Origin of the sequence: Pseudomonas sp. FP1742 (assembly GCF_030687145.1) — a bacterium.
GTDB lineage: Bacteria > Pseudomonadota > Gammaproteobacteria > Pseudomonadales > Pseudomonadaceae > Aquipseudomonas > Aquipseudomonas frederiksbergensis_D.
Genome location: NZ_CP117460.1, coordinates 6,311,174 through 6,332,610 on the forward strand (window position 1 = coordinate 6,311,174; position 21,437 = coordinate 6,332,610).

Annotated in this window: 19 protein-coding genes; 4 read left to right on the forward strand and 15 right to left on the reverse strand. The window is 59.1% G+C overall.

The window, feature by feature from the left end; all coding sequences use genetic code 11:
- Positions 1 to 38 precede the first annotated feature (38 nt).
- The 3 genes from PSH64_RS28705 to PSH64_RS28715 are packed head-to-tail and all read right to left on the reverse strand — an operon-like array spanning position 39 to position 3,609.
- Complete coding sequence (locus PSH64_RS28705) at positions 39 to 1,403, reverse strand: aspartate aminotransferase family protein (protein WP_105340741.1); 1,365 nt, start codon at positions 1,401 to 1,403, stop codon at positions 39 to 41.
- Between the two features lie 32 nt (positions 1,404 to 1,435).
- On the reverse strand, positions 1,436 to 2,794 hold the full coding sequence (locus tag PSH64_RS28710) for a glutamine synthetase family protein (RefSeq protein WP_305479336.1): 1,359 nt from the start codon (positions 2,792 to 2,794) through the stop codon (positions 1,436 to 1,438).
- A gap of 38 nt (positions 2,795 to 2,832) precedes the next feature.
- On the reverse strand, positions 2,833 to 3,609 hold the full coding sequence (locus PSH64_RS28715; protein WP_105340739.1) for a gamma-glutamyl-gamma-aminobutyrate hydrolase family protein: 777 nt from the start codon (positions 3,607 to 3,609) through the stop codon (positions 2,833 to 2,835).
- 278 nt (positions 3,610 to 3,887) lie between these two features.
- Between PSH64_RS28715 and PSH64_RS28720 the strand changes: the two genes are divergently transcribed.
- Both PSH64_RS28720 and PSH64_RS28725 read left to right on the forward strand, forming a co-directional pair.
- Positions 3,888 to 5,264: a glutamine synthetase family protein gene (locus PSH64_RS28720; protein ID WP_018928630.1), complete on the forward strand. Its 1,377-nt coding sequence runs from the start codon at positions 3,888 to 3,890 to the stop codon at positions 5,262 to 5,264.
- A gap of 241 nt (positions 5,265 to 5,505) precedes the next feature.
- Positions 5,506 to 6,144 (forward strand): TetR/AcrR family transcriptional regulator, encoded by a 639-nt coding sequence (locus PSH64_RS28725; protein ID WP_105340738.1) that lies wholly within the window; start codon positions 5,506 to 5,508, stop codon positions 6,142 to 6,144.
- A 203-nt stretch (positions 6,145 to 6,347) separates the two neighbouring features.
- Here the strand turns inward: PSH64_RS28725 and PSH64_RS28730 are convergent, their stop codons facing one another.
- The 11 genes from PSH64_RS28730 to argE form a co-directional block, all read right to left on the reverse strand.
- Entirely contained in the window at positions 6,348 to 6,563 is a 216-nt protein-coding gene (locus PSH64_RS28730) for a molybdopterin-binding protein (RefSeq protein WP_003229256.1), read from the reverse strand.
- A 34-nt stretch (positions 6,564 to 6,597) separates the two neighbouring features.
- Positions 6,598 to 7,404, reverse strand: a complete 807-nt coding sequence (gene ssuB, locus PSH64_RS28735; protein WP_305479337.1) for an aliphatic sulfonates ABC transporter ATP-binding protein — start codon at positions 7,402 to 7,404, stop codon at positions 6,598 to 6,600.
- On the reverse strand, positions 7,401 to 8,183 hold the full coding sequence (gene ssuC / locus PSH64_RS28740) for an aliphatic sulfonate ABC transporter permease SsuC (RefSeq protein ID WP_105340736.1): 783 nt from the start codon (positions 8,181 to 8,183) through the stop codon (positions 7,401 to 7,403). Before ssuC ends, ssuB begins: the two co-directional genes overlap by 4 nt.
- A gap of 9 nt (positions 8,184 to 8,192) precedes the next feature.
- Entirely contained in the window at positions 8,193 to 9,341 is a 1,149-nt protein-coding gene (ssuD, locus tag PSH64_RS28745; protein ID WP_007939251.1) for an FMNH2-dependent alkanesulfonate monooxygenase, read from the reverse strand.
- 25 nt (positions 9,342 to 9,366) lie between these two features.
- Entirely contained in the window at positions 9,367 to 10,332 is a 966-nt protein-coding gene (locus PSH64_RS28750) for a sulfonate ABC transporter substrate-binding protein (RefSeq protein ID WP_105340735.1), read from the reverse strand.
- 90 nt (positions 10,333 to 10,422) lie between these two features.
- Positions 10,423 to 11,016 carry an NADPH-dependent FMN reductase gene (gene ssuE, locus PSH64_RS28755; protein WP_105340734.1) on the reverse strand — a complete coding sequence of 198 codons (594 nt, stop codon included), beginning with the start codon at positions 11,014 to 11,016 and terminating at the stop codon, positions 10,423 to 10,425.
- Between the two features lie 238 nt (positions 11,017 to 11,254).
- Positions 11,255 to 11,893, reverse strand: a complete 639-nt coding sequence (locus tag PSH64_RS28760; RefSeq protein ID WP_305479338.1) for a peroxiredoxin — start codon at positions 11,891 to 11,893, stop codon at positions 11,255 to 11,257.
- Between the two features lie 295 nt (positions 11,894 to 12,188).
- Positions 12,189 to 13,571, reverse strand: coding sequence for an OprD family porin (locus tag PSH64_RS28765; protein WP_105340732.1), 1,383 nt, complete (start codon positions 13,569 to 13,571; stop codon positions 12,189 to 12,191).
- Between the two features lie 398 nt (positions 13,572 to 13,969).
- Complete coding sequence (locus PSH64_RS28770; RefSeq protein ID WP_105340731.1) at positions 13,970 to 15,325, reverse strand: OprD family outer membrane porin; 1,356 nt, start codon at positions 15,323 to 15,325, stop codon at positions 13,970 to 13,972.
- Positions 15,326 to 16,054: 729 nt separating this feature from the next.
- On the reverse strand, positions 16,055 to 17,353 hold the full coding sequence (gene argA, locus PSH64_RS28775; RefSeq protein ID WP_105340730.1) for an amino-acid N-acetyltransferase: 1,299 nt from the start codon (positions 17,351 to 17,353) through the stop codon (positions 16,055 to 16,057).
- 266 nt (positions 17,354 to 17,619) lie between these two features.
- The gene (gene argE, locus PSH64_RS28780) at positions 17,620 to 18,789 is read right to left on the reverse strand and encodes an acetylornithine deacetylase (RefSeq protein ID WP_305479339.1); all 1,170 of its coding nucleotides are present in this window, start codon (positions 18,787 to 18,789) and stop codon (positions 17,620 to 17,622) included.
- Between the two features lie 157 nt (positions 18,790 to 18,946).
- Between argE and PSH64_RS28785 the strand changes: the two genes are divergently transcribed.
- Positions 18,947 to 20,314 (forward strand): inorganic triphosphatase, encoded by a 1,368-nt coding sequence (locus tag PSH64_RS28785; RefSeq protein ID WP_305479340.1) that lies wholly within the window; start codon positions 18,947 to 18,949, stop codon positions 20,312 to 20,314.
- Between the two features lie 154 nt (positions 20,315 to 20,468).
- Here PSH64_RS28785 and PSH64_RS28790 read toward each other — a convergent pair whose 3' ends face one another.
- A complete protein-coding gene (locus PSH64_RS28790) occupies positions 20,469 to 20,939 on the reverse strand; it encodes an Lrp/AsnC family transcriptional regulator (protein WP_105340727.1) in 471 nt (156 codons plus the stop codon).
- Between the two features lie 126 nt (positions 20,940 to 21,065).
- Here PSH64_RS28790 and PSH64_RS28795 point away from each other — a divergent pair, with 126 nt between their 5' ends.
- Complete coding sequence (locus PSH64_RS28795) at positions 21,066 to 21,404, forward strand: hypothetical protein (RefSeq protein WP_105340726.1); 339 nt, start codon at positions 21,066 to 21,068, stop codon at positions 21,402 to 21,404.
- Positions 21,405 to 21,437 lie beyond the last annotated feature (33 nt).

A 21,437-nucleotide genomic window follows, 5' to 3' on the forward strand; every position in this document is an offset into this window, starting at 1 on the left:
CGAGGTGCAAACTTCGCACCTCGCTCAGAGCCTAGCACTTAGCCCTGCAACGCACTCAGGGTCAGGTCCAGGCACTTGCGCGCCTTGGTCACCAACTCGTCGATTTCAGCCGGTGTAATCACCAGAGGCGGAGCAATGATCATGGTGTCGCCGACGGCACGCATGATCAGGCCGTTGTCGAAGCAGAACTGCCGGCAGATCATGCCGACGCCCTTGCCTTCGTAACGTTTGCGAGTGGCTTTGTCCTGAACCAGTTCGATAGCCCCCAACAGACCGACCCCACGCACTTCCCCCACCAACGGGTGATCGTTCAGTTCCCGCAGACGCTTCTGCAAATAAGGTGCCGTTTCTGCCCGCACGTGCTCGACAATTTTTTCATCGCGCAGGATGCGGATGTTTTCCAGCGCCACCGCAGCGGCCACCGGGTGCCCGGAATAGGTGAAACCGTGGTTGAAATCACCGCCTTCGTTGAGCACCTCGACCACATCGTCGTGCACGATCAGGCCTCCCATCGGGATGTAGCCGGATGTCAGGCCTTTGGCGATGGTCATCATGTGGGGCTTGAGGTCGTAGAAATCGGTGCCGAACCACTCGCCGGTACGGCCGAAACCGCAGATCACCTCGTCGGCCACGAACAGAATGTCGTACTTGGCGAGGATTTCCTTGATGCGCGGCCAGTAGCTGTCTGGCGGAATGATCACGCCGCCGGCGCCCTGGATCGGTTCGGCAATAAAGGCACCGACGTTGTCGACGCCGATTTCCAGAATCTTCTCTTCCAGCTGATTGGCCGCCCAGATACCGAACTCTTGCGGCGTCATGTCACCACCTTCGCCAAACCAGTACGGCTGGGCGATGTGGACGATGCCCGGGATCGGCAAATCGCCCTGTTCGTGCATGTACGTCATGCCACCCAGGCTCGCGCCGGCCACGGTGGAGCCGTGATAGCCATTCTTGCGGCTGATGATGACTTTCTTCTTCGGCTGGCCCTTGATCGCCCAGTAGTGGCGAACCATCCGCAGCATGGTGTCGTTGCCTTCGGAGCCGGAACCGGTGAAGAACACATGATTCATGCCTTCAGGCGCGATTTCAGCGATGACCTTGGCCAGCTCCAGCACCGGCGGGTGAGCCGTCTGGAAGAACAGGTTGTAATAAGGCAGTTCACGCATCTGTTTGCTGGCGGCATCGGCCAGCTCATCGCGACCGTAGCCGATCGCGACACACCACAGGCCGGCCATGCCATCGAGGATCTTGTTGCCTTCGCTGTCCCACAGGTAAACGCCCTTGGCATGGGTGATGATCCGCGGGCCTTTCTCTTTCAGCTGCTTGAAGTCGCTGAACGGGGCCAGGTGGTGATCGCTGCTCAGGGTTTGCCACTCACGGGTTTGCGGGTTGTTACTGGTCATGCGAATTCTCCTTGGATTCCAGTGACGGCGTATCAGACGGCGAAGAGCAGGAACTCCCGCTCCCACGAACTGATCACGCGCTTGAAGTTTTCATGCTCGGCCCGCTTGACCGCGACGTAACCCGTGATGAATTTCTTGCCCAGGTACTTTTCGATGGTCTTGCTGTTTTCCATGCGATCCAGAGCGTCTTCGATGGTCAACGGCAGGCGCAGGTTGCGCCGTTCGTACCCACGCCCCACCACCGGGGCACTCGGGTTATGCCCTTCGAGCATGCCGATAAGGCCGCACAACAGACTGGCGGCGATGGCCAGGTAGGGGTTGGCGTCGGCACCCGGCAGACGGTTTTCCACCCGACGGTTCTGCGGCCCGGCATCCGGAACCCGCAGGCCCACAGTGCGGTTCTCTTCGCCCCACTCCACGTTCACCGGTGCCGAGGTATCCGGCAGGAAGCGGCGGAACGAATTGACGTTGGGCGCGAACAGCGGCAGCAATTCAGGGATAAATTTCTGCAAACCGCCGATGTGATTGAGGAACAGCTGGCTCATGGTCCCGTCTTCATTGGAGAAGACGTTTTTGCCGGTCTCGATGTCGATGATGCTCTGGTGCAAGTGCATGGCACTGCCCGGCTCGCCGGTCATGGGTTTGGCCATGAAGGTCGCCGCCACATTGTGCTTGAGCGCGGCTTCACGCATGGTGCGCTTGAACACCAGAATCTGGTCGGCCAGGGACAGGGCATCGCCATGACGGAAGTTGATTTCCATCTGCGCGGTGCCGTCCTCGTGGATCAGCGTGTCGAGGTCCAGCTCCTGCAGCTCGCACCAGTCGTAGACGTCTTCGAACAACGGGTCGAATTCGTTCGCCGCTTCAATGGAGAACGACTGGCGACCGGTTTCCGGACGACCGGAACGGCCAATCGGCGGTTGCAACGGGTAGTCCGGGTCGTCACTGCGCTTGGTGAGGTAGAACTCCATTTCCGGCGCCACGATCGGCTGCCAGCCGTGGTCGGCGTAGAGTTTCAGTACCTTCTTGAGCACGTTGCGCGGCGACAGCTCGATCGGGTTGCCCTGCTTGTCGTAGGTGTCGTGGATCACTTGGGCGGTGGGCTCGATGGCCCAGGGCACCAGGAACACCGCGTTCTGGTCGGGGCGGCAGATCATGTCGATGTCGGCCGGGTCGAGCAGTTCGTAATAGATGTCGTCTTCGACATAGTCGCCGGTCACGGTCTGCAACAGAACGCTCTCGGGCAGGCGCATGCCTTTTTCGGCGATGAACTTGTTGGTCGGCGAGATCTTGCCCCGGGTGATACCGGTCAGGTCGCCAATCATGCATTCGACTTCTGTGATCTTGTGGTCTTTCAACCAATCGGTGAGCTGGTCGAGGTTGTTACTCATAAATGCCTCTTAGGCTTGAGTTTCCTGACTTTTATAAGTCAGGCGTTGTTTGACGCATCGGCGTCGCGTTGTAATGCGTGCTTGCGGCAGGCATCGCCAAATGCCTGGAAAATCGCAAGGTAGTCCGGATTCAAGCTTACCTGCCATTCGGGATGCCATTGCACGCCCAAAGCAAAAGCCTTGCTTTCGATCACCGAGACGGCTTCGATCAACCCGTCGGGCGCCACGGCTTCCACGCGAAGGCCCGGCGCCAGCCGCTCGACGCCCTGACCATGAATCGAGTTGACTTGAATGTCGCTCGCCAGGCCCAGCCCCGCAAGTACACCACCCGGCTGGACGTGCACCGGGTGACTGGGGGCGTACTGCCCTTCGAGCGGCAGGCTGTCGTCTTCACGGTGGTCCATGAAGGGACCGGCCTCGTGGACCTTCTGATGCAGGCTGCCACCGAACGCCACATTCATTTCCTGGAAGCCGCGGCAGATACCGAGCACGGGAACGCCGGCCTCGACAGCGGCGCGGATCAGCGGGAGAGTGGTGGCATCGCGTGCAGAATCATGAGCAGTACCTGGCGCGCTGGCCGGGCCGCTATAGTGAAACGGTTCTATATTAGAAGGAGAGCCTGTAAAGAGAATGCCGTCCAGAGCGTCCAGAATATCGGACGGCGCCAGTCGATCCGCCAGGGATGGAAGAATCAACGGCAGGCCCTTGGCAGCTGAAGCCACGGCGCGTACGTATTTGTCGCCACTGATGTGATAAGCATGCAGACCGATCTGCTTTGAGCAGGCGGTGACGCCGATTAACGGCAGGCGAGACATGAAGCACCCCGGTATTATTGCTGTTATGGGTTTGAATCGAGCTTAGCCTTGTTCATTTTTTTACACAACACCCCCGTAAAAAATACAACACGGCCCGCTCAAGCCCGCGGGCGCCAAGACGTCAGAAGGCAAAAAAACGCCCCAAAGTGCCTCAAAAAAGCCCTGCTGGCGCTTTTTTAGGGCAAAAAAGGCCTTACTTGACTTCGGCATGCCGTTCGGGTTGACTGGAATCCGAAAAGATCAATGATTGATATTTTTAACAACAAAGGTGTTGCATCATGTCGGTACCCCCGCGTGCCGTTCAGCTTAACGAAGCGAACGCGTTCCTTAAGGAACATCCTGAGGTTCTGTACGTTGACCTTCTGATTGCGGATATGAATGGTGTGGTGCGCGGCAAGCGCATCGAACGCACCAGCCTCCACAAGGTTTACGAGAAAGGCATCAACCTGCCGGCCTCTTTATTTGCTCTGGATATCAATGGCTCGACGGTGGAAAGCACCGGCCTGGGCCTGGACATCGGCGATGCTGACCGAATCTGTTATCCAATCCCCGACACCCTGTGCAATGAGCCCTGGCAGAAGCGCCCGACTGCGCAACTGTTAATGACCATGCACGAACTCGAAGGTGAACCTTTCTTCGCCGACCCGCGCGAAGTCCTGCGTCAAGTGGTGACCAAGTTCGATGAGATGGGCCTGACCATCTGCGCCGCGTTCGAACTGGAGTTCTACCTGATCGACCAGGAAAACGTGAACGGTCGCCCGCAACCGCCGCGCTCGCCGATCTCCGGCAAACGTCCGCACTCGACCCAGGTCTACCTGATCGACGATCTGGACGAATATGTCGACTGCCTCCAGGACATTCTGGAAGGCGCGAAAGAGCAAGGCATCCCTGCCGACGCGATCGTCAAGGAAAGCGCCCCGGCGCAGTTCGAAGTGAACCTGCACCACGTGGCCGACCCTATAAAGGCCTGCGACTACGCGGTCCTGCTCAAGCGTCTGATCAAAAACATCGCCTACGACCATGAGATGGACACCACCTTCATGGCCAAGCCTTATCCAGGCCAGGCGGGTAATGGTCTGCACGTCCACATCTCGATCCTGGATAAAGACGGCAAAAACATTTTTGCCAGCGAGGATCCCGAGCAGAACGCCGCACTGCGTCACGCGATCGGCGGTGTGCTCGAGACCCTACCGGCGCAGATGGCTTTCCTTTGCCCGAACGTCAACTCCTACCGGCGTTTCGGCGCACAGTTCTACGTGCCGAACTCGCCGTGCTGGGGCCTGGATAACCGCACCGTGGCGATCCGCGTACCGACCGGTTCCTCCGATGCCGTGCGCATTGAACACCGTGTAGCCGGCGCCGATGCCAACCCGTACCTGCTGATGGCCTCGGTCCTGGCCGGCGTGCACCACGGCCTGGTCAACAAGATCGAGCCGGGCGCGCCCGTGGAAGGCAACAGCTACGAGCAGAACGAGCAAAGCCTGCCGAACAACCTGCGCGATGCATTGCGCGAGCTGGACGACAGCGAAGTCATGGCCAAGTACATCGATCCGAAATACATCGATATCTTTGTCGCCTGTAAAGAGAGCGAGCTGGAGGAGTTCGAACACTCCATCTCCGACCTCGAGTACAACTGGTACCTGCATACCGTGTAAGCGGTTGCCGTAAAAACAACGCCGCCGGCCTCACAGCCTGCGGCGTTTTTTTACGAGTTCATTCCGTTGGACCGAGGTGCCTGCTTCGCGAGCAAGCCCGCTCCCACACTGGATCTTCTGCGAACACAAAATCTGCATTCAACACCGACCCAATGTGGGAGCGGGCTTGCTCGCGAAGGCGTCCTGGCAGACAACATCAAACCCTGCTCGTACAATGCCCGCTGCCCTGCAGGAGACTCCAATGACGCGCACCGCCACCATTCGCAAACCCCGCGCCCGCAGCCAGGCCCGGATCGATTCGATACTCGATGCCGCCCGCACGCTGCTGGCCGCCGAGGGCGTGGCCAGTCTGTCGATCTACAGCGTCGCCGAACGCGCCGAGATCCCGCCCTCCTCCGTCTACCACTTTTTCGCCAGCGTCCCGGCCCTGCTCGAAGCCCTGACCGCCGACGTCCACGCCGCGTTCCGTGCCTGCCTGCAAGCGCCCATCGACCACAATGCCCTGAGCGGTTGGCGCGACCTGTCGCGACTGGTGGAACAACGCATGCTCGACATCTACGACGAAGACGCCGCCGCCCGCCAGTTGATCCTCGCCCAGCACGGCCTGACCGAAGTCACCCAGGCTGACCGCCAGCACGACATCGAGCTCGGCGACCTGATGCACAAACTGTTCGACCATCACTTCGAGCTGCCAAGGCTGCCGACAGACGTCGATGTGTTTGCCCTGGCCATGGAACTGGGGGATCGGGTGTATGCGCGCTCGGTGCAGCAACATGGGCAGATCACGCCGCGCATGGCTGAAGAAGGGATGCGGGTGTTTGATGCCTACCTCGGGCTGTATTTGCCGCCGTACCTGCCCAAGCGAACTGTTCCAGCCTGATATCCTCGCTTGCTTTCACTGGCCCCTTCGCGAGCAAGCCCGCTCCCACAGTGGATTTCTGTCGTACACAGAATCTGTTGCCCTGAAGATCAAATGTGGGAGCGGGCTTGCTCGCGAAGGCCGCGCTGCCGAAAGCACTGATTCACACGCATAAAAAACCCCGAAGGACTCAAACCCTCCGGGGTTGTGGGTAATGCACGCGCTTACAACTTGGCGATCGACACCTCGGTGGATTTCACAAACGCGATCACTTCGCTGCCGACCACCAGTTCCAGCTCCTTCACCGAACGCGTGGTAATCACCGAAGTGACGATGCCGGAAGCGGTCTGAACGTCGATTTCCGACAATACGTCGCCGAGTACGATTTCCTTGATCGAGCCTTTGAACTGGTTACGAACGTTGATGGCTTTGATTGTCATGATGTTGATTCCTGTCGTTGGATGAATCTTTAAGTTATTGAGCCCAACGCAATTGCGTGGGCAAGGGTGAAACAGGTTCCGGTTCCGGCGGTTGGCCGGGTAGCGACAGCACGCGGGTGAGCACTTCGGTTTCCAGCGTCGCCAGCCGATGGGAGCCACGGGCCCGAGGGCGCGGCAGTTCCACCGCCAGGTCGAGGCCGACTTCGCCCTCTTCGATCAGGATCACCCGATCGGCAATCGCCACCGCTTCGCTGACGTCGTGGGTCACCAGCAACACGGTGAAGCCATGTTGTTGCCAGAGCCGTTCGATCAGTTGTTGCATCTCGATTCGGGTCAGGGCATCCAGTGCGCCCAAGGGTTCATCGAGTAACAGCAGGCGCGGTTGATGGATCAGTGCGCGAGCCAGGGCCACACGCTGCTTCTGCCCGCCGGACAAAGCGGCCGGCCATTCGTTGGCGCGATCCGCCAGGCCAACCGCCTCAAGGGCTTCCAATGCTTGCGGGCGCCAGTTGCCCTCGAGCCCGAGACCCACGTTGTCGATGACCTTTTTCCATGGCAGCAACCGTGCTTCCTGGAACATCAGCCGGGTGTCTTCCCGGGCATCACTCAGCGGTGCGGGACCGGCGAGCAACTCGCCAGCCGTGGGTTTGTCCAGACCGGCGAGCAAGCGCAGCAAGGTGCTTTTACCGCAGCCGCTACGCCCGACCACCGCCACAAACTGCCCGGCCGGAATGTGCAGGTCGATTTCACGCAGCACTTGCCGCGAACCGAAGGTCTTTTGCAGCTTGCGCACTGCCAGTGGAATTCCGCGCAGCAGGCGTGGAGGTTGTTGAGCCGTCATGCGGCACCTCCCTTGGCAACCTGATAGGCCGGATGCCAGCGCAGCCACACGCGTTCAAGTCCACGGGCCGCGAGATCCGCGAGTTTGCCGAGCACGGCATACAAAAGAATCGCCAGCACCACCACGTCGGTCTGCAAGAACTCCCGGGCATTCATCGCCAAGTAACCGATGCCGGCGCTGGCGGAGATGGTTTCGGCGACGATCAAGGTCAGCCACATGAAGCCCAGGGCAAAACGCACACCCACCAGAATCGAAGGCAATGCACCCGGCAGGATCACCTGGCGAAACAGGCTGAAACCGGACAGGCCATAACTGCGGGACATTTCCACCAGCGCCGGATCGACGTTGCGAATGCCGTGGTAAGTGTTGAGGTAGATCGGGAACAACGTGCCCAGCGCCACCAGGAAAATCTTCGCCGACTCGTCGATGCCAAACCACAGGATCACCAGCGGAATCAACGCCAGGTGCGGCACGTTGCGGATCATCTGCACCGAACTGTCGAGCAGGCGTTCGCCCCACGTCGACAGACCGGTGATAAAGCCCAGGGCCAGACCAATACCACCGCCGATGGCGAACCCGAGTGCCGCGCGCCAGCCGCTGATCGCCAGGTGACTCCAGATTTCACCGCTGCGCACCAGGCTCACACCGGCTTCGATCACCGCGATCGGTGCCGGCAGAATCCGCGTCGACAACCAGCCCGCCGACACCGACAACTGCCATACCGCCAGCAACAGGATCGGCAATGCCCAGGGCGCGAGGTTGTGGATAGTTTTCTTCATGGCCACGCCTCAGCTCTGGGACGCGGCTTTGGGAAGAATGTCGTTGGCCACCATCTCGCCGAACGGGCTGACGTAACCGGCGCTTTTCGGCAGCTCCGGACGCTCGATGTCCAGGTGCGGGAACAGCAACTCCGCCACCCGGTAGGACTCTTCCAGGTGTGGATAACCGGAGAAGATGAACGTATCGATGCCCAGATCGGCGTACTCCTTCACCCGAGCGGCCACTGTCGGACCATCGCCGACCAGCGCCGTACCGGCCCCGCCGCGCACCAGACCGACACCGGCCCAGAGGTTGGGGCTGACTTCCAGATTGTCGCGGCTGCCGCCGTGCAAGGCCGCCATGCGTTGCTGACCGACCGAATCGAAACGCGCCAAAGACGCCTGGGCGCGGGCAATGGTGTCATCGTCCAGATGAGAGATCAGTCGATCCGCCGCTTGCCACGCCTCGGCGTTGGTTTCGCGAACGATTACATGCAGGCGAATGCCGAAGCGCACGGTGCGCCCGAGCTTCGCGGCTTTGGCGCGAACCTGTTCGATTTTCTCGGCAACGGCGGCCGGCGGTTCGCCCCAGGTCAGGACCATTTCGACCTGCTCTGCCGCCAGGTCTTGCGCCGCTTCCGACGAGCCGCCGAAATACAACGGCGGACGCGGTTGCTGGATCGGCGGATAGAGCAATTTGGCGCCCTTCACGCTGATGTGCTGACCGTCGTAATCGACGGTTTCGCCTTCCAATACCCGGCGCCAGATGCGGGTAAATTCCACCGAGGCCTGGTAGCGCTCTTCGTGACTGAGGAACAAGCCATCACCGGCCAGTTCTTCCGGATCGCCACCGGTAACCAGGTTGAACAGCGCACGACCGCCGGACAGACGATCCAGGGTCGCGGCCTGACGCGCCGCCACCGTCGGGGAAATGATCCCGGGGCGCAGGGCGACGAGGAATTTCAAACGCTGGGTTACCGGGATCAGCGAGGCGGCCACCAGCCACGAATCTTCGCAGGAGCGACCGGTGGGAATCAGCACCCCGCCGAACCCCAGGCGATCCGCCGCTTGCGCGACTTGTTGCAGGTAACCGTGGTCGACGGCGCGAGCGCCTTCGGCGGTACCAAGGTAATGGCCGTCGCCGTGGGTAGGCAGGAACCAGAAGATATTGAGGCTCATGGAGTGGTCTCCTTGGGGAATCGAATTACGGCGCTTTGGCGACGGCTGCCGGTGGCGTCCAGATCACGTCCTTGATACTCAAGGGCTTGGGAATCAGCTTGAGCTGGTAGAAGCTGTCGGCGATTTTCTGTTGGGCGGCGACCACCTCAGGGGTCAGGAACAGCGCGCCGTAGCCCTGGCGCTTCACCGAAGTCAGAGTGATGTCCGCCGGCAGGCCGAGCAGTGGCGAAACCTGTTTGGTGACGTCCTCGGGATTGGCCCGGGACCATTCACCGACCGCGCGCACTTCTTCCACCAGGGTTTTGATCACTTGAGGATTTTTCTGCGCATAAGGCTTGGTCGCCAGATAGAACTGATGGTTGTCGACGATGCCTTTGCCATCGCGCAAGGTGCGCGCTTGCAGTTGCTGTTCGGCGGCAGCCTGGTACGGATCCCAGATCACCCAGGCATCGACACTGCCGCGCTCGAACGCGGCGCGGGCATCGGCGGGCGGCAGGAACACGGTCTGGATGTCGGTGTATTTGAGGCCGGCGTCTTCCAGCGCACGCACCAGCAGGTAGTGCACGTTGGAGCCTTTGTTGAGCACGACTTTCTTGCCCTTGAGTTCCTGCACCGATTTGATCGGCGAGCCCTTCGGCACCAGGATCGCTTCGCTGTGGGGCGCTGGCGGTTCATAGGCAACGTAGAGCAGATCGGCGCCCGCGGCCTGGGCGAAAACCGGAGGCGTTTCGCCGGTGACGCCGAAGTCGATGGAGCCGACGTTCAGGCCTTCGAGCAGTTGCGGGCCACCGGGGAATTCAGTCCATTGCACGTCCACGCCTTGGGCGGCGAGGCGTTTTTCCAGCGTGCCTTTGGCTTTGAGCAGCACCAGGGTGCCGTATTTCTGATAGCCGATTCTTAACGTCTCGGCTTGAGCTTGAGTAATGACGCCGAAGGACACAGCCGCAGCAAACAGAGCGACCAGACCACGACGCAAAATGACAGGGCGCATGGCGCTCTCCTTTTTGCAGTTGGGTTTTGGCTGCACCTGCTTGCCCGTTGGCGGGCCAGTGAGGTGGAGTAAATCAGTTTCGGGTGAGGCTTAAATGCTCCAGCGAGCACTCAACAAACGTTCGTTCAACAGGTTTGGATCGAGCGGCTTGGGCCGTCGCGCCATGGCGCTGTAGAACAGCTCCAGCGATTCATTCAGTCGTTGTGCAAGCTCGGGAGCCAACTGCGCCTGGGCGCTGCCTTCGCCGTAGGCGATCTGACTGTCTACGGCGAAAATCCCGTGGAGCATTTCCTGGGCCTTCAACGCCGACAATACCGGCTTGAGCGCGTAATCCACCGCCAGCATGTGGGCGATGCTGCCGCCGGTGGCCATTGGCAGAACCACCTTGTGGGCCAGGGCGCGTTCGGGCAGCAGATCCAGTACGGTTTTCAACGCACCGGAGAACGATGCCTTGTAAACCGGTGTGGCGATCAGCAAGCCATCGGCGTGATCAATCTGTTGCAACAGGTCGATTACCTTTGGGCTGTCGAAGCGGGCATGCAGCAAGTCTTCGGCCGGGAAGTCCCGCACCTGATAACTCACCACTTCCACACCTTGCTCTTGCAACCAGCGTTTGGAGCGCTCCAGCAACACCCCGGAACGGGAGCGTAGGCTGGGGCTGCCACCGAGTGAGACGACCAGCATTCAGACAATTCCTTGAGCGGTGTTGGCGATTCGCAGCTTGCGATTTCGCGTCGATGGAGTGACCTTAACAGGTGATTTATATATCCATAAATCATATTTATTCATTTAGTTATATCTTTAAAGAATATATTGATTGTCTTTTTCCGGGCAAAAAAACAGGCCGTCGAAACGGCCCGAAATCCCCTGCTTTGGTAGACATGATCGCTCCCACGCTCTGCGTGGGTGCGATCTTTTGACGTTAACGATTCGGCTGCGGCGTCAGGCGCAGATACGGTTTTACCGCGCGATACCCCTTGGGAAAGCGTTGCCTGATTTCATCTTCATCCTTGAGCGACGGCACGATCACCACTTCATCACCGTCCTGCCAGTTAGCCGGCGTGGCCACCTTGTAGTTGTCGGTGAGCTGCAGCGAATCGATCACCCGCAAAATCTCATTGAAGTTACGGCCAGTGCTCGCCGGGTAAGTGATGGTCAGCCGAATCTTCTTGTGCGGATCGATCACGAACAACGAACGCACGGTCAGGGTGTCGTTGGCATTCGGATGGATCAGGTCATACAGGTCGGACACTTTGCGGTCCGCGTCAGCGAGAATCGGGAAGTTGACGATGGCGTTCTGGGTTTCGTTGATGTCCTCGATCCACTTGTGATGCGAGTCCACCGGGTCCACGGACAGAGCAATGGCTTTGACGCCGCGCTGGGCGAATTCATCCTTGAGCCTGGCGGTGAAGCCCAGCTCGGTGGTGCACACCGGCGTGAAATCCGCCGGATGGGAAAACAACACACCCCAGCTATCGCCCAGCCATTCGTGGAAACGGAGGGTGCCGGCGCTGGAATCCTGTTCGAAATCGGGGGCGATATCGCCCAGTCTGAGGCTCATGGTGCTGCTCCTTGTGAGTGCTTGTCGAGCTCAACTGTGCCTGCCTTTCACCTTAATCAAAAAGAATATATATCGATTTATTTAGACCCAAAGGAAATATTAAAGATCTCTTCACTGGACCTGCACGGCCACGGGAACGAACATCGATCGCAAGGTTCGAGAAGGCCTTGAGTTGTTGCAAAAGAGGGAACTTCAAGGAGGGTTTACGGGGGTGAGCCCGCCTTGAAAACGCAAAAGCCCCGCCCGGCGCGATGCCGGGCGGGGCTTTTTTTTTACGTCGGTTACGCGAGCGCTATTACAACAGCGGGATCGAGTAGCTGACGATCAGACGGTTTTCGTCCTGGTCGCGCTGACCTGGAATGTCGTTGCGCCACATGGCGTTTTTCCACATGAAGCCCAGGTTTTTCAGTGGGCCTTCCTGGACTACGTACGCCAGGGTCAGGTCGCGTTCCCACTCGGAACGGCCAGTTGCGTTGACGCTTTTCTGAGCAGCACCCACTTTACCCGTAGTGTCGATGTTATCACCACGCAGATAAACCATACCCGCGGTCAGACCTGGGACGCCGACTTTGGCAAAATCGTACGAGTAGCGAGCTTGCCAGGTACGTTCGCCGGCACGGGCAAACTTGGCGATCTGACTGTCGGTAGTCAAGTAAGCCGACGAGCCATCACCCTGGTTCAGCCAAGGGAAGTCGCTGTTACCGTTACTGACCTGGTAACCGCCACCAAAAGTGTGACCGGCAACCGAGTACAGGAAAAGACCGCTATACAGGTTGTTGTCGACTTTACCCTTGGTAATGCCGGTGCCGTAGTCACCGGTAGTGAAATAGGAGGAGTTATGGCCGTTGGCGCCATCGTCACGGCTGTTGAAGTAACGGAAGTCAGACTTCAGTACGCCCGGACCAATAGACCAGTTGTGAACCAGCCCCAGGAAGTGCTGTTTGTAGAAATCTTCCAGGTTGCCGTAGTAGTACTGGGCGGTCAGGTCCTTGGTGATTTTGTAGTCGCCACCGCCATAGATGAACTTGTTGCTGTCACGACCGGCAGCAGTGTGAGCGTTGGCCCCAGCAATCGACAGCTCTTCGTTGTTGCTGGAGTTACGACCCTTGGCGTGCTCGATCTGACCGCCGACCAGTGTCAGGTCTTTGATTTCGTTCGAGGTGATCTGACCGCCCTGGAAGGTTTGCGGCAGCAGACGACCGTCGTTGGTCACAATCACCGGCAGTTTTGGCTGCAGGGTGCCCAACTTCAGTTCGGTTTGGGAAATCTTGGCTTTGGCAGTCAGGCCCAGGCTGGAGAAATTATCAACCGCTTCGCCGTTGGACTCGCTTGGGAAAACAGTGCCGCCGTAAGAAGTTGAAGTGGCGCCGTTAGTGCCACCGCCGGTGTCCAGACGCACGCCCAACAGGCCAATGGCATCGATACCGAAGCCGACAGTGCCTTGGGTGTAGCCGGAAGTGAAGCGCAGATCGAAGCCTTGGCCCCATTCTTCGTTCTTGCTTTGAACGCCGTTGGCCTTGACCTTGGCGGTACCCGCGTCGGAGTCGCGGTTATCGGTGTTGATGTAGAAGTTACGCAGCCCCAATGTAGCCTTGCTGTCTTCGATGAAACCGGCGGCGCCTGCCTGCTGCGCCAAAACCCCTACGGCCACAGCCAGGGCCAAGGTGGACTTGTTCATTGTTTCGCTCCTCTCGTTTCTAATTCTGGGTTCCTGGTCCTGGGTCGAGCGCCCGGATCCTGGGATGCGCAATTAACGCTGGTTGGTCAGGCCATCTTGATTTGGGTCGGCTTATAAACCAAAAAGATTTATATGCGGATTTTTTCATACCATTTAGGTATATAAATCCACGCCGGAACACAAGGTATCGGCTCATGAACCAATTCCTTGACCTTCAAAATCGGGGTTGCTGAATCCGATACTCGTGTTGCTGCCAATGAGTACCTGATGGCTTCATTTTATAGATTTAGGTAAAAAACAAAAAAGAATAAATAATCAACTTAAGATATTTTTTTGGAATATCAAAAAAAACGCAAAAAAAAGCCCCGCCAATAGGCGAGGCTCTTTTCTAATGGTTATTACAGGAAGCTGTAGGTGTAGTTGAAGATCAGACGGGTCTGGTCTTGGTCAGCGGTGCTGGTGTTACCACGATAGGTACCGTGACGCAGCGTCGTACCAAACCCTTTCAGCATGCCCGTTTGAATCACGTAATCCACGCGCGCGTCGGTCTCGTGCTCACTCAGGTCTTTACCCACACCGCTGGTTGCCTTGATGTTTTGGCCATTCAAGTAACCAATCGACGCTTTCAAACCTGGCACGCCCAGTGAAGCGAAGTCATAGGAGTACTGACCGTACGTGGTGTTTTCACCGGCACGGATAAAGCTGCCCACGGTGGCGTCGGTGAACGAGTAGAAGCTGCCGCCGCCGGCACCTTCTGGACGACCGTTGTCATTGACAAGGCTGCCTTGGTTCAAGAAGACAAAACCGCCGTCATCGCTGACACGCTGATGCCCGAGCAGGAATGCGCTGCCACCCAAGGTATAGGTGAAGGTGGCGTTCCAGGTCTTGTTATCAACCACGCCCCTTTCCTTGGCGTAGCCACTGTTGTTGTTGAACTGGTAGCCGGCGTCGCCGTTCTTGCCGTCGGAGCTGCTGTCGAAATAACGAATATCGGTCTTGAATGACTGGTTGGGAGCAATCGGATAGACGTGCACCAGGCCGAGGAAGTTCTGCTTGTAGAAGTCTTCCAGATTCGCATAGTAGTACTGCAACGTAAGGTCTTTGGTGACCTTCCAGTCAGCACCGGCATACCGGAATTTGTTGCTGTCCTGAGTCGCGCCAGCCACCGACAGACCAGTGGAGTTAGAGGAGGCGCGACCCGACGCGTGCTCCAGTTGACCCAGGTTGAAGGTCACGTTGTCGATTTCTTTGGAGGTGATGGTGCCACCTTCGAAGGTCTGCGGCAGCACACGGCTGTCGTTCGCAATCAGGATCGGCAGGTTAGGTGCCAGAGCGCCACCCAAGTGGGCCTCGGTCTTCGAGAAACGCGCCTTGACGTTGGCATCCAGACGACTCCACTCGTCGGCCGATTCCTTACCATCGCTAGGGAAGAATGAGTTGTCATTACCGGTCGGGTGATGACCCTTGCCACCATCCAGATGGATACCGACCAACGCCTGGGCATCGATACCGAAACCAACGGTACCTTGGGTGAAGCCAGACAGGTAATCGAACTTTAGCCCCTCAGCGGTTTCGCGCTGTCTGTACTTGGCAAAAGCAGGACTAGTGCCACTCGGGGTATTACGCGTATCAGCGTCGTAATACATGGTCCGGGAACTGACGGAAGCCTTGCTATCTTCGATGAAACCCGCAGCGCCTGCCTGCTGCGCCATAACCCCTAAGGTCACCGCCAGGGCCAAGGTGGACTTGTTCATTGTTTCGCTCCTCTCGTTTTCTAATTTTTGTGTTCTTTGGTCTTGGGTCGAATGCCCTGGATCCACAGATGCGCGATTAGCGCCAGACCGTGACTACCAAGTCAATCGTAACCATGTGTGTCTACGACCAAGGTCTAACGTCGAATATTGAGTCCCTGCCGGCGGCTCATCGAACCGGACATAACGGCATTGGCCCAAAAGCTAATTCCTAAAGGGTATTTATGAGCCTTTTTTTATTCCCATTGGCTTTGGCACATCCCGTACGCGTCAATCCCTATCGAAAAGGCGACGCCATCATGGCTAAACGCGCACTATCTAGTCAATTTGTTACAGTTTGTGTATCACCATTATTTTCTCCTTCCACTTAGGCGGCGACGCGGTCGGTGATCAAACCGGTGTCGATCCCGGCAAAGCTCCTCAGGCTGATGGCGTTTTCGAGAGAACCATAGGCCAAAAAATCGATTGCCGTGATTTCAATAACAGTCTGGAAGTGGTCAGAGCGCCGCGCAGCGGACCACTGCGCTGCTCGATGGCTGCACGGCCAGGGCGATTGGCGAGACGGCGAAGTACGTGAAGGGGCAGGGGAAGGTAGAAACGGGGGTGCCGGATGATGCGCCGTATGTCAGCGCCCTGTAGAAGCGCAGCGTGCCCGCGAAGGCATCATCAAGGACAACCGATAAATCGAGTCCTCTGCTTCGCGGACAAGCCTCACACCTACAGGTTCGGGGGTCAGAGGGCTTTTTCGAAGATCTTCGAATTACGCTGATAGTTGTAAAGCGACGCCCGCGCCGACGGCAGGCGATCGACGCTGCTCGGCACGAAACCCCGCTCACGGAACCAGTGGGCGGTCCGGGTGGTGAGCACGAACAAGGTTTTCAGGCCCTGCGCCCGGGCGCGGGTTTCGATGCGTTCCAGCAATTCATCGCCGCGACCGCCATGGCGGTACTCCGGGTTCACCGCCAGACACGCCAACTCCCCCGCATCCGAATCGGCAATCTGATACAGCGCCGCGCAGGCGATGATCATGCCCTCACGTTCAACCACGCTGAACTGCTCGATCTCGCGCTCCAGTACCTCGCGGGAACGACGCACCAGAATGCCCTGCTCTTCCAGCGGGCTGATCAAGTCCAGCAAACCGCCGACGTCCTCGATGGCCGCCTCGCGCACCACTTCAAATTGCTCCTGGGCCACCAGCGTACCGCCACCGTCACGGGTGAACAGTTCGGTCAGCAGCGCGCCGTCTTCGGCGTAGCTGACGATATGACTGCGCGCCACCCCACCCCGGCACGCTTCAGCGGCTGCGTCCAGCAGCTCGGCCTGATAGTTGCTGCCCAGACGTTGCAGGTGCGCCGGCACCTGTTGCGGACGCAGTTCGCGAACCAGACGACCATTTTCATCCAGCAGTCCGAGATCGGCGCCGAACAGCAGCAGTTTGTCTGCCCCCAGATCGATGGCCGCTCGGGTGGCGACGTCTTCGCACGCGAGGTTGAAGATCTCGCCGGTCGGCGAATAACCCAATGGCGACAACAGCACGATGGAGCGTTCGTCCAACAGGCGATTGATGCCCTTGCGGTCGACACGGCGCACTTCGCCGGTGTGGTGATAGTCGACGCCTTCGAGCACGCCAATCGGCCGCGCAGTGACCAGATTGCCGCTGGCCACCCGCAGACGCGAGCCTTGCATCGGCGACGAGGCCATGTCCATGGACAACCGCGCTTCGATGGCGATGCGCAGTTGACCAACCGCATCGATCACGCACTCCAGGGTCGCCGCATCGGTGATGCGCATGCCGTGGTGGTAGTGCGGGGTCAGGCCGCGAGCAGCGAGGCGTGTTTCAATTTGCGGACGCGAACCGTGAACCAGCACCAGTCGCACGCCCAGGCTGTGCAGCAGCACCAGGTCGTGGACGATATTGCCGAAGTTCGGGTGCTCCACGCCGTCGCCGGGCAGCATGACGACGAAAGTGCAATCGCGGTGGGCGTTGATGTAAGGCGAAGCGTGACGAAGCCAATTGACGTATTCGGGCATGAACCTGGGCCTGTAATAAATAGCAGCCGAAAAAAGAGTAACGCAGTAAACGCACAGCGGGCTGATGGTTATCGTCGGAACAGGCTTGGCGACACGCGCGCTCTCCTCATAAGTACGGGTTGTGACACGGGCAATTTATACGGTCAGTCAGCCAAAACACAGAACCTGTGGGAGCGGGCTTGCTCGCGAAGGCGTCAGGTCAGTCGACATCGATGTTGAATGTGCCGACCTCTTCGCGAGCAAGCCCGCTCCCACGTGGGTTGTGCTCAACTGACTGGCATCGCCGTTTTGGCCGGTGTCAGGCAGTAATGTTCGATCAATTGACGTAATAGATGCACGGTAGGCTGCAAACGTGACATTTCGAGGTATTCCCCCGGTTGGTGGGCGCAGGCGATGTCTCCGGGGCCCAATACCAGTGTTTCACAGCCAAGGCGCTGAAGATAAGGCGCTTCTGTGCCGAATGCCACTGCTTCGGCGCGATGGCCGGTGAGCTTTTCGGCGATCCTCACCAATTCCGAGTCCTCGGCCTGCTCGAACGGCGGCACTTCGGGGAACAATGGCGCGTAATCGATCTTCACCTTATGTCGTTCGGCAATCGGGTTGAGCTTCTGCACAATCGCCGCGCGCAGGGCTTTGGGGTCCATGCCCGGCAGCGGGCGCAAGTCAAACTCCAGAGAGCACTGCCCGCAGATGCGGTTGGGGTTATCGCCACCGTGAATGCAGCCGAAATTCATCGTCGGTTGTGGCACGCTGAACTGTGGATTACGAAATTCCCGTTGCCACGCCAGTCGCAAGCCGCGCAGTTCGCCAATGGCATCATGCATGGCTTCGAGGGCGCTATGGCCCAGGCTCGGGTCCGAGGAATGGCCGCTCTGACCGAGGATGTCGATGCGCTCCATCATCACGCCTTTGTGCAAGCGGATCGGCTTCAACCCTGTCGGCTCGCCAATCACCGCCGCGCGACCTAGTGGCCGCCCGGCTTCGGCCAAGGCACGCGCACCCGACATCGAGCTTTCTTCATCGCAGGTCGCAAGAATCAGCAAGGGTTGCTTGAATGGTTGGTCGAGCAAGGGTTTGACGGCTTCGATCGCCAGGGCGAAAAAGCCCTTCATGTCGCAACTGCCCAGGCCGACCCAGCGGCCGTCCACCTCCGTCAGTTTCAGCGGGTCGGTCTGCCACAGCGCCGCGTCGTACGGCACCGTATCGCTGTGACCGGCCAGCACCAGGCCGCCGGGGCCGGAGCCGAAACTGGCCAGCAGGTTGAATTTGCCGGGGCTGACCTGCTGGATGTCGCAGGCAAAACCCAGCTCCCCGAGCCATGTCGCCAGCAAGTCGATGACCGGACGATTGGTTTGATCCAGGTTCGGTTGGGTGCAACTGACAGACGGCGCGGCGATCAGCGCAGCGAACTGATCTCTCATGGACGGCAAAGGCATCGCTGACTCCCAACTCCCGAATTGAAGTCCATCATAGAGCCATCCGGCGACAGGAATAAACCGCTACGGCGCGTAGGACGGATCAGTCCTGTACACTGCACGACCTTGGCAGCCACCATTCCCCCCGGCTGCGCTCCCGATCCTGGATTTTCCGGCCATGCAGAAAGAAACCGAAATCAAACTCCGCGTCAGCCGCGAAACCCTCGCCGCCTTGCGCGAGCACCCGTTACTGAAAAAACGCAACAAAAGTGGCTGGGAACGCCGTGAGTTGATGAACCAGTACTTCGACACGCCCGAGCGCGACCTGGCCCGCGCCAAGGTGGCCCTGCGCCTGCGCCGCGACGGCGAAGAAGTGATTCAGACCCTCAAGACCCGTGGCCAGAGCGTCGCCGGCCTGTCCGAGCGTCACGAGTACGACTGGCCCCTGTCCAAAGCCAAACTCGACGTGAAAAAACTCGACGGCGAATGCTGGCCCGAAGAGTTGGCCGAGCTGGACAAGAAAACCCTGAAAGCCATCTTCACCACCGATTTCGTTCGCGAACGCGCGGAAATCGCCTGGGGCCGTGGCAAGACCAAAGTGGTCATCGAAGCCGCGCTGGACCTGGGCCACGTGGTGGTCGGCAAGCAGAAAGAAGAAATCTGCGAGCTGGAACTGGAGCTGCGCGAAGGCGAACCGGCCGCGCTGCTGGAACTGGCCGCCGAACTGGCTGCGACCCTGCCGCTGATGCCATGCGACATCAGCAAGGCCGAGCGCGGTTATCGCCTGTTCGACGCCAACAGCTACTCGCTGAGCTTGCCGGCGCCGCAGATCACCGCCGAAATGCCACTGGACGATGCATTCGCCGCCCTGTGCTGGCATTTGTTGAGCAGCAGCCAGCGCCTGGCCGAGCAATATCGCTTCAATGGCCACTGGCGCCTGCTGCAGGACTGGGTCGAAAACCTCGCGGAAATGCGCGCGCTGATCAGCAGCCTCGGTCAGGCCGCACCGCGTCAGTCGACTCACGATCTGCGAGTCGCGCTGGATGCCCTGCTGGAAGACTGGCGCCCACTGGTACAAGCCGGCCTGGACGACGAAGACGTGCGCAAAGCCGCGCCGGAGCAATTCCTCGAAGAGCTGGAAGATCCGCGTTGGGGCCTGTTCTCGCTGAACACCTCGCGCTGGCTGCTGGCCCGTGCCTGGGCTGCCGATCGCAACGTCCGCGGCAATCGTCAGGGTGCTGCGCAACTGGGTAGCTGGCTGCCACGCCTGCTGGGCGAAGAAGCCAACTCGCTGCAATTACAGCGTTACCAGCAACAGCCGGAAGACCTGGCCGAGCAACTGCCGCGCATCGAGCGCATCCAGGCCTGGCTGCATCATGCCCGTGGCGTGCTGGACATCCCGGAGATGGATCGCCTGTACGGTGAGCTGAAACAGCTTGCCCTGCTGGCTAACGAGCCGATCACCGATGAGTCGCTGGATGCGCGTAAGCAGCAGGCGATTGCGGTGTATCAGAATCGTGCCTGGAAGACCCTGCTGCGCCTGTAACACCCTGTGGCGAGGGGGCTTGCCCCCGTTGGAGACCGAAGGACTCCCAAAACCAGCCAGCGCGGTGCATCAGGCATAACGTGTTGGCTGGATTACGACTGCTTCGCAGCCGAACGGGGGCAAGCCCCCTCGCCACAAAGGCCTTCGAACATCATCAGCGCAACACCGGTAAACTCGTGGTGGATTTGATTTCCGACAACGCCACGATCGAGTTGACCTCCTGAATCCCCGGCACCATCGACAGCTTCTCGAAGAAGAAGCGTTCATAAGCCTCGATGTCCGCCGTGACGATCCGCAGCAAGAAATCCACCGACCCCATCAGTACATAACATTCCAGCACTTCGGGAAAACCGCGAATCGACTCGGTGAACTCAGTGAAGTTCGAACGTCCGTGGGCGTTGAGTTTGATCTCGGCGAAGATCTGCGTGTTCAGGCCGATTTTCTTGCGGTCAAGCAACGTCACCTGACCACGAATGATCCCCTCCTCCTTCATCCGCTGGATCCGCCGCCAGCAGGGCGACTGCGAAAGCCCCACCTGCTCGGCGATCTGCGCGCTGGAGAGCGAAGCGTCCTCTTGCAGCAACGCGAGAATCTTGCGGTCGTAGCCATCCAGCTCGCTGTGCATAGAAAAACCTGAAATTAATATGATCTTGAATTGATCGATTCGATAAATCGTCAACAAAGCCAATCATAGATAAGAAATGCCCCGCACCGAATGTAAAAATTCCTCCAATGATTTTGGAGCCCGACCATGCCGCCCCTTGAAGCCGTAAACACCCTGCCCGCCCGCGCCGATGTCTGGAACGTCAGCAACGCCCACTGCCGCGTTCACTATCAACTGCTGGCCGAGGCCGAGCCGGATCTGCTGTGCCGCGCGCTCAACCTGTTCGCCTTGCAGTTTCTGACGCCACAGCAGGTCAACATGCGGCGCCTGGACGATCTGCTGTCGATCGACATCGTCATGGACGGCCTGAGCTGGCACCGCGCCCAGGTGATCGCGGAAAAACTGCGTAACCTGATCAGCGTCTGCTCGGTGAATCTGCAAGCGGCTGATTCTGTGTGGGCGGAGACCGCTCAGGCAGCTGGCTGAAAAAACCCGACACGTATTGGTCCGGTAGTGGCC

Coding starts and splice junctions, on each gene's coding strand:
- PSH64_RS28705 (WP_105340741.1), bottom strand. CDS start 1,403: ATGACCAGTAACAACCCGCAAACCCGTGAGTGGCAAACCCTGAGCAGC.
- PSH64_RS28710 (WP_305479336.1), bottom strand. CDS start 2,794: ATGAGTAACAACCTCGACCAGCTCACCGATTGGTTGAAAGACCACAAG.
- PSH64_RS28715 (WP_105340739.1), bottom strand. CDS start 3,609: ATGTCTCGCCTGCCGTTAATCGGCGTCACCGCCTGCTCAAAGCAGATC.
- PSH64_RS28720 (WP_018928630.1), top strand. CDS start 3,888: ATGTCGGTACCCCCGCGTGCCGTTCAGCTTAACGAAGCGAACGCGTTC.
- PSH64_RS28725 (WP_105340738.1), top strand. CDS start 5,506: ATGACGCGCACCGCCACCATTCGCAAACCCCGCGCCCGCAGCCAGGCC.
- PSH64_RS28730 (WP_003229256.1), bottom strand. CDS start 6,563: ATGACAATCAAAGCCATCAACGTTCGTAACCAGTTCAAAGGCTCGATC.
- ssuB (WP_305479337.1), bottom strand. CDS start 7,404: ATGACGGCTCAACAACCTCCACGCCTGCTGCGCGGAATTCCACTGGCA.
- ssuC (WP_105340736.1), bottom strand. CDS start 8,183: ATGAAGAAAACTATCCACAACCTCGCGCCCTGGGCATTGCCGATCCTG.
- ssuD (WP_007939251.1), bottom strand. CDS start 9,341: ATGAGCCTCAATATCTTCTGGTTCCTGCCTACCCACGGCGACGGCCAT.
- PSH64_RS28750 (WP_105340735.1), bottom strand. CDS start 10,332: ATGCGCCCTGTCATTTTGCGTCGTGGTCTGGTCGCTCTGTTTGCTGCG.
- ssuE (WP_105340734.1), bottom strand. CDS start 11,016: ATGCTGGTCGTCTCACTCGGTGGCAGCCCCAGCCTACGCTCCCGTTCC.
- PSH64_RS28760 (WP_305479338.1), bottom strand. CDS start 11,893: ATGAGCCTCAGACTGGGCGATATCGCCCCCGATTTCGAACAGGATTCC.
- PSH64_RS28765 (WP_105340732.1), bottom strand. CDS start 13,571: ATGAACAAGTCCACCTTGGCCCTGGCTGTGGCCGTAGGGGTTTTGGCG.
- PSH64_RS28770 (WP_105340731.1), bottom strand. CDS start 15,325: ATGAACAAGTCCACCTTGGCCCTGGCGGTGACCTTAGGGGTTATGGCG.
- argA (WP_105340730.1), bottom strand. CDS start 17,353: ATGCCCGAATACGTCAATTGGCTTCGTCACGCTTCGCCTTACATCAAC.
- argE (WP_305479339.1), bottom strand. CDS start 18,789: ATGCCTTTGCCGTCCATGAGAGATCAGTTCGCTGCGCTGATCGCCGCG.
- PSH64_RS28785 (WP_305479340.1), top strand. CDS start 18,947: ATGCAGAAAGAAACCGAAATCAAACTCCGCGTCAGCCGCGAAACCCTC.
- PSH64_RS28790 (WP_105340727.1), bottom strand. CDS start 20,939: ATGCACAGCGAGCTGGATGGCTACGACCGCAAGATTCTCGCGTTGCTG.
- PSH64_RS28795 (WP_105340726.1), top strand. CDS start 21,066: ATGCCGCCCCTTGAAGCCGTAAACACCCTGCCCGCCCGCGCCGATGTC.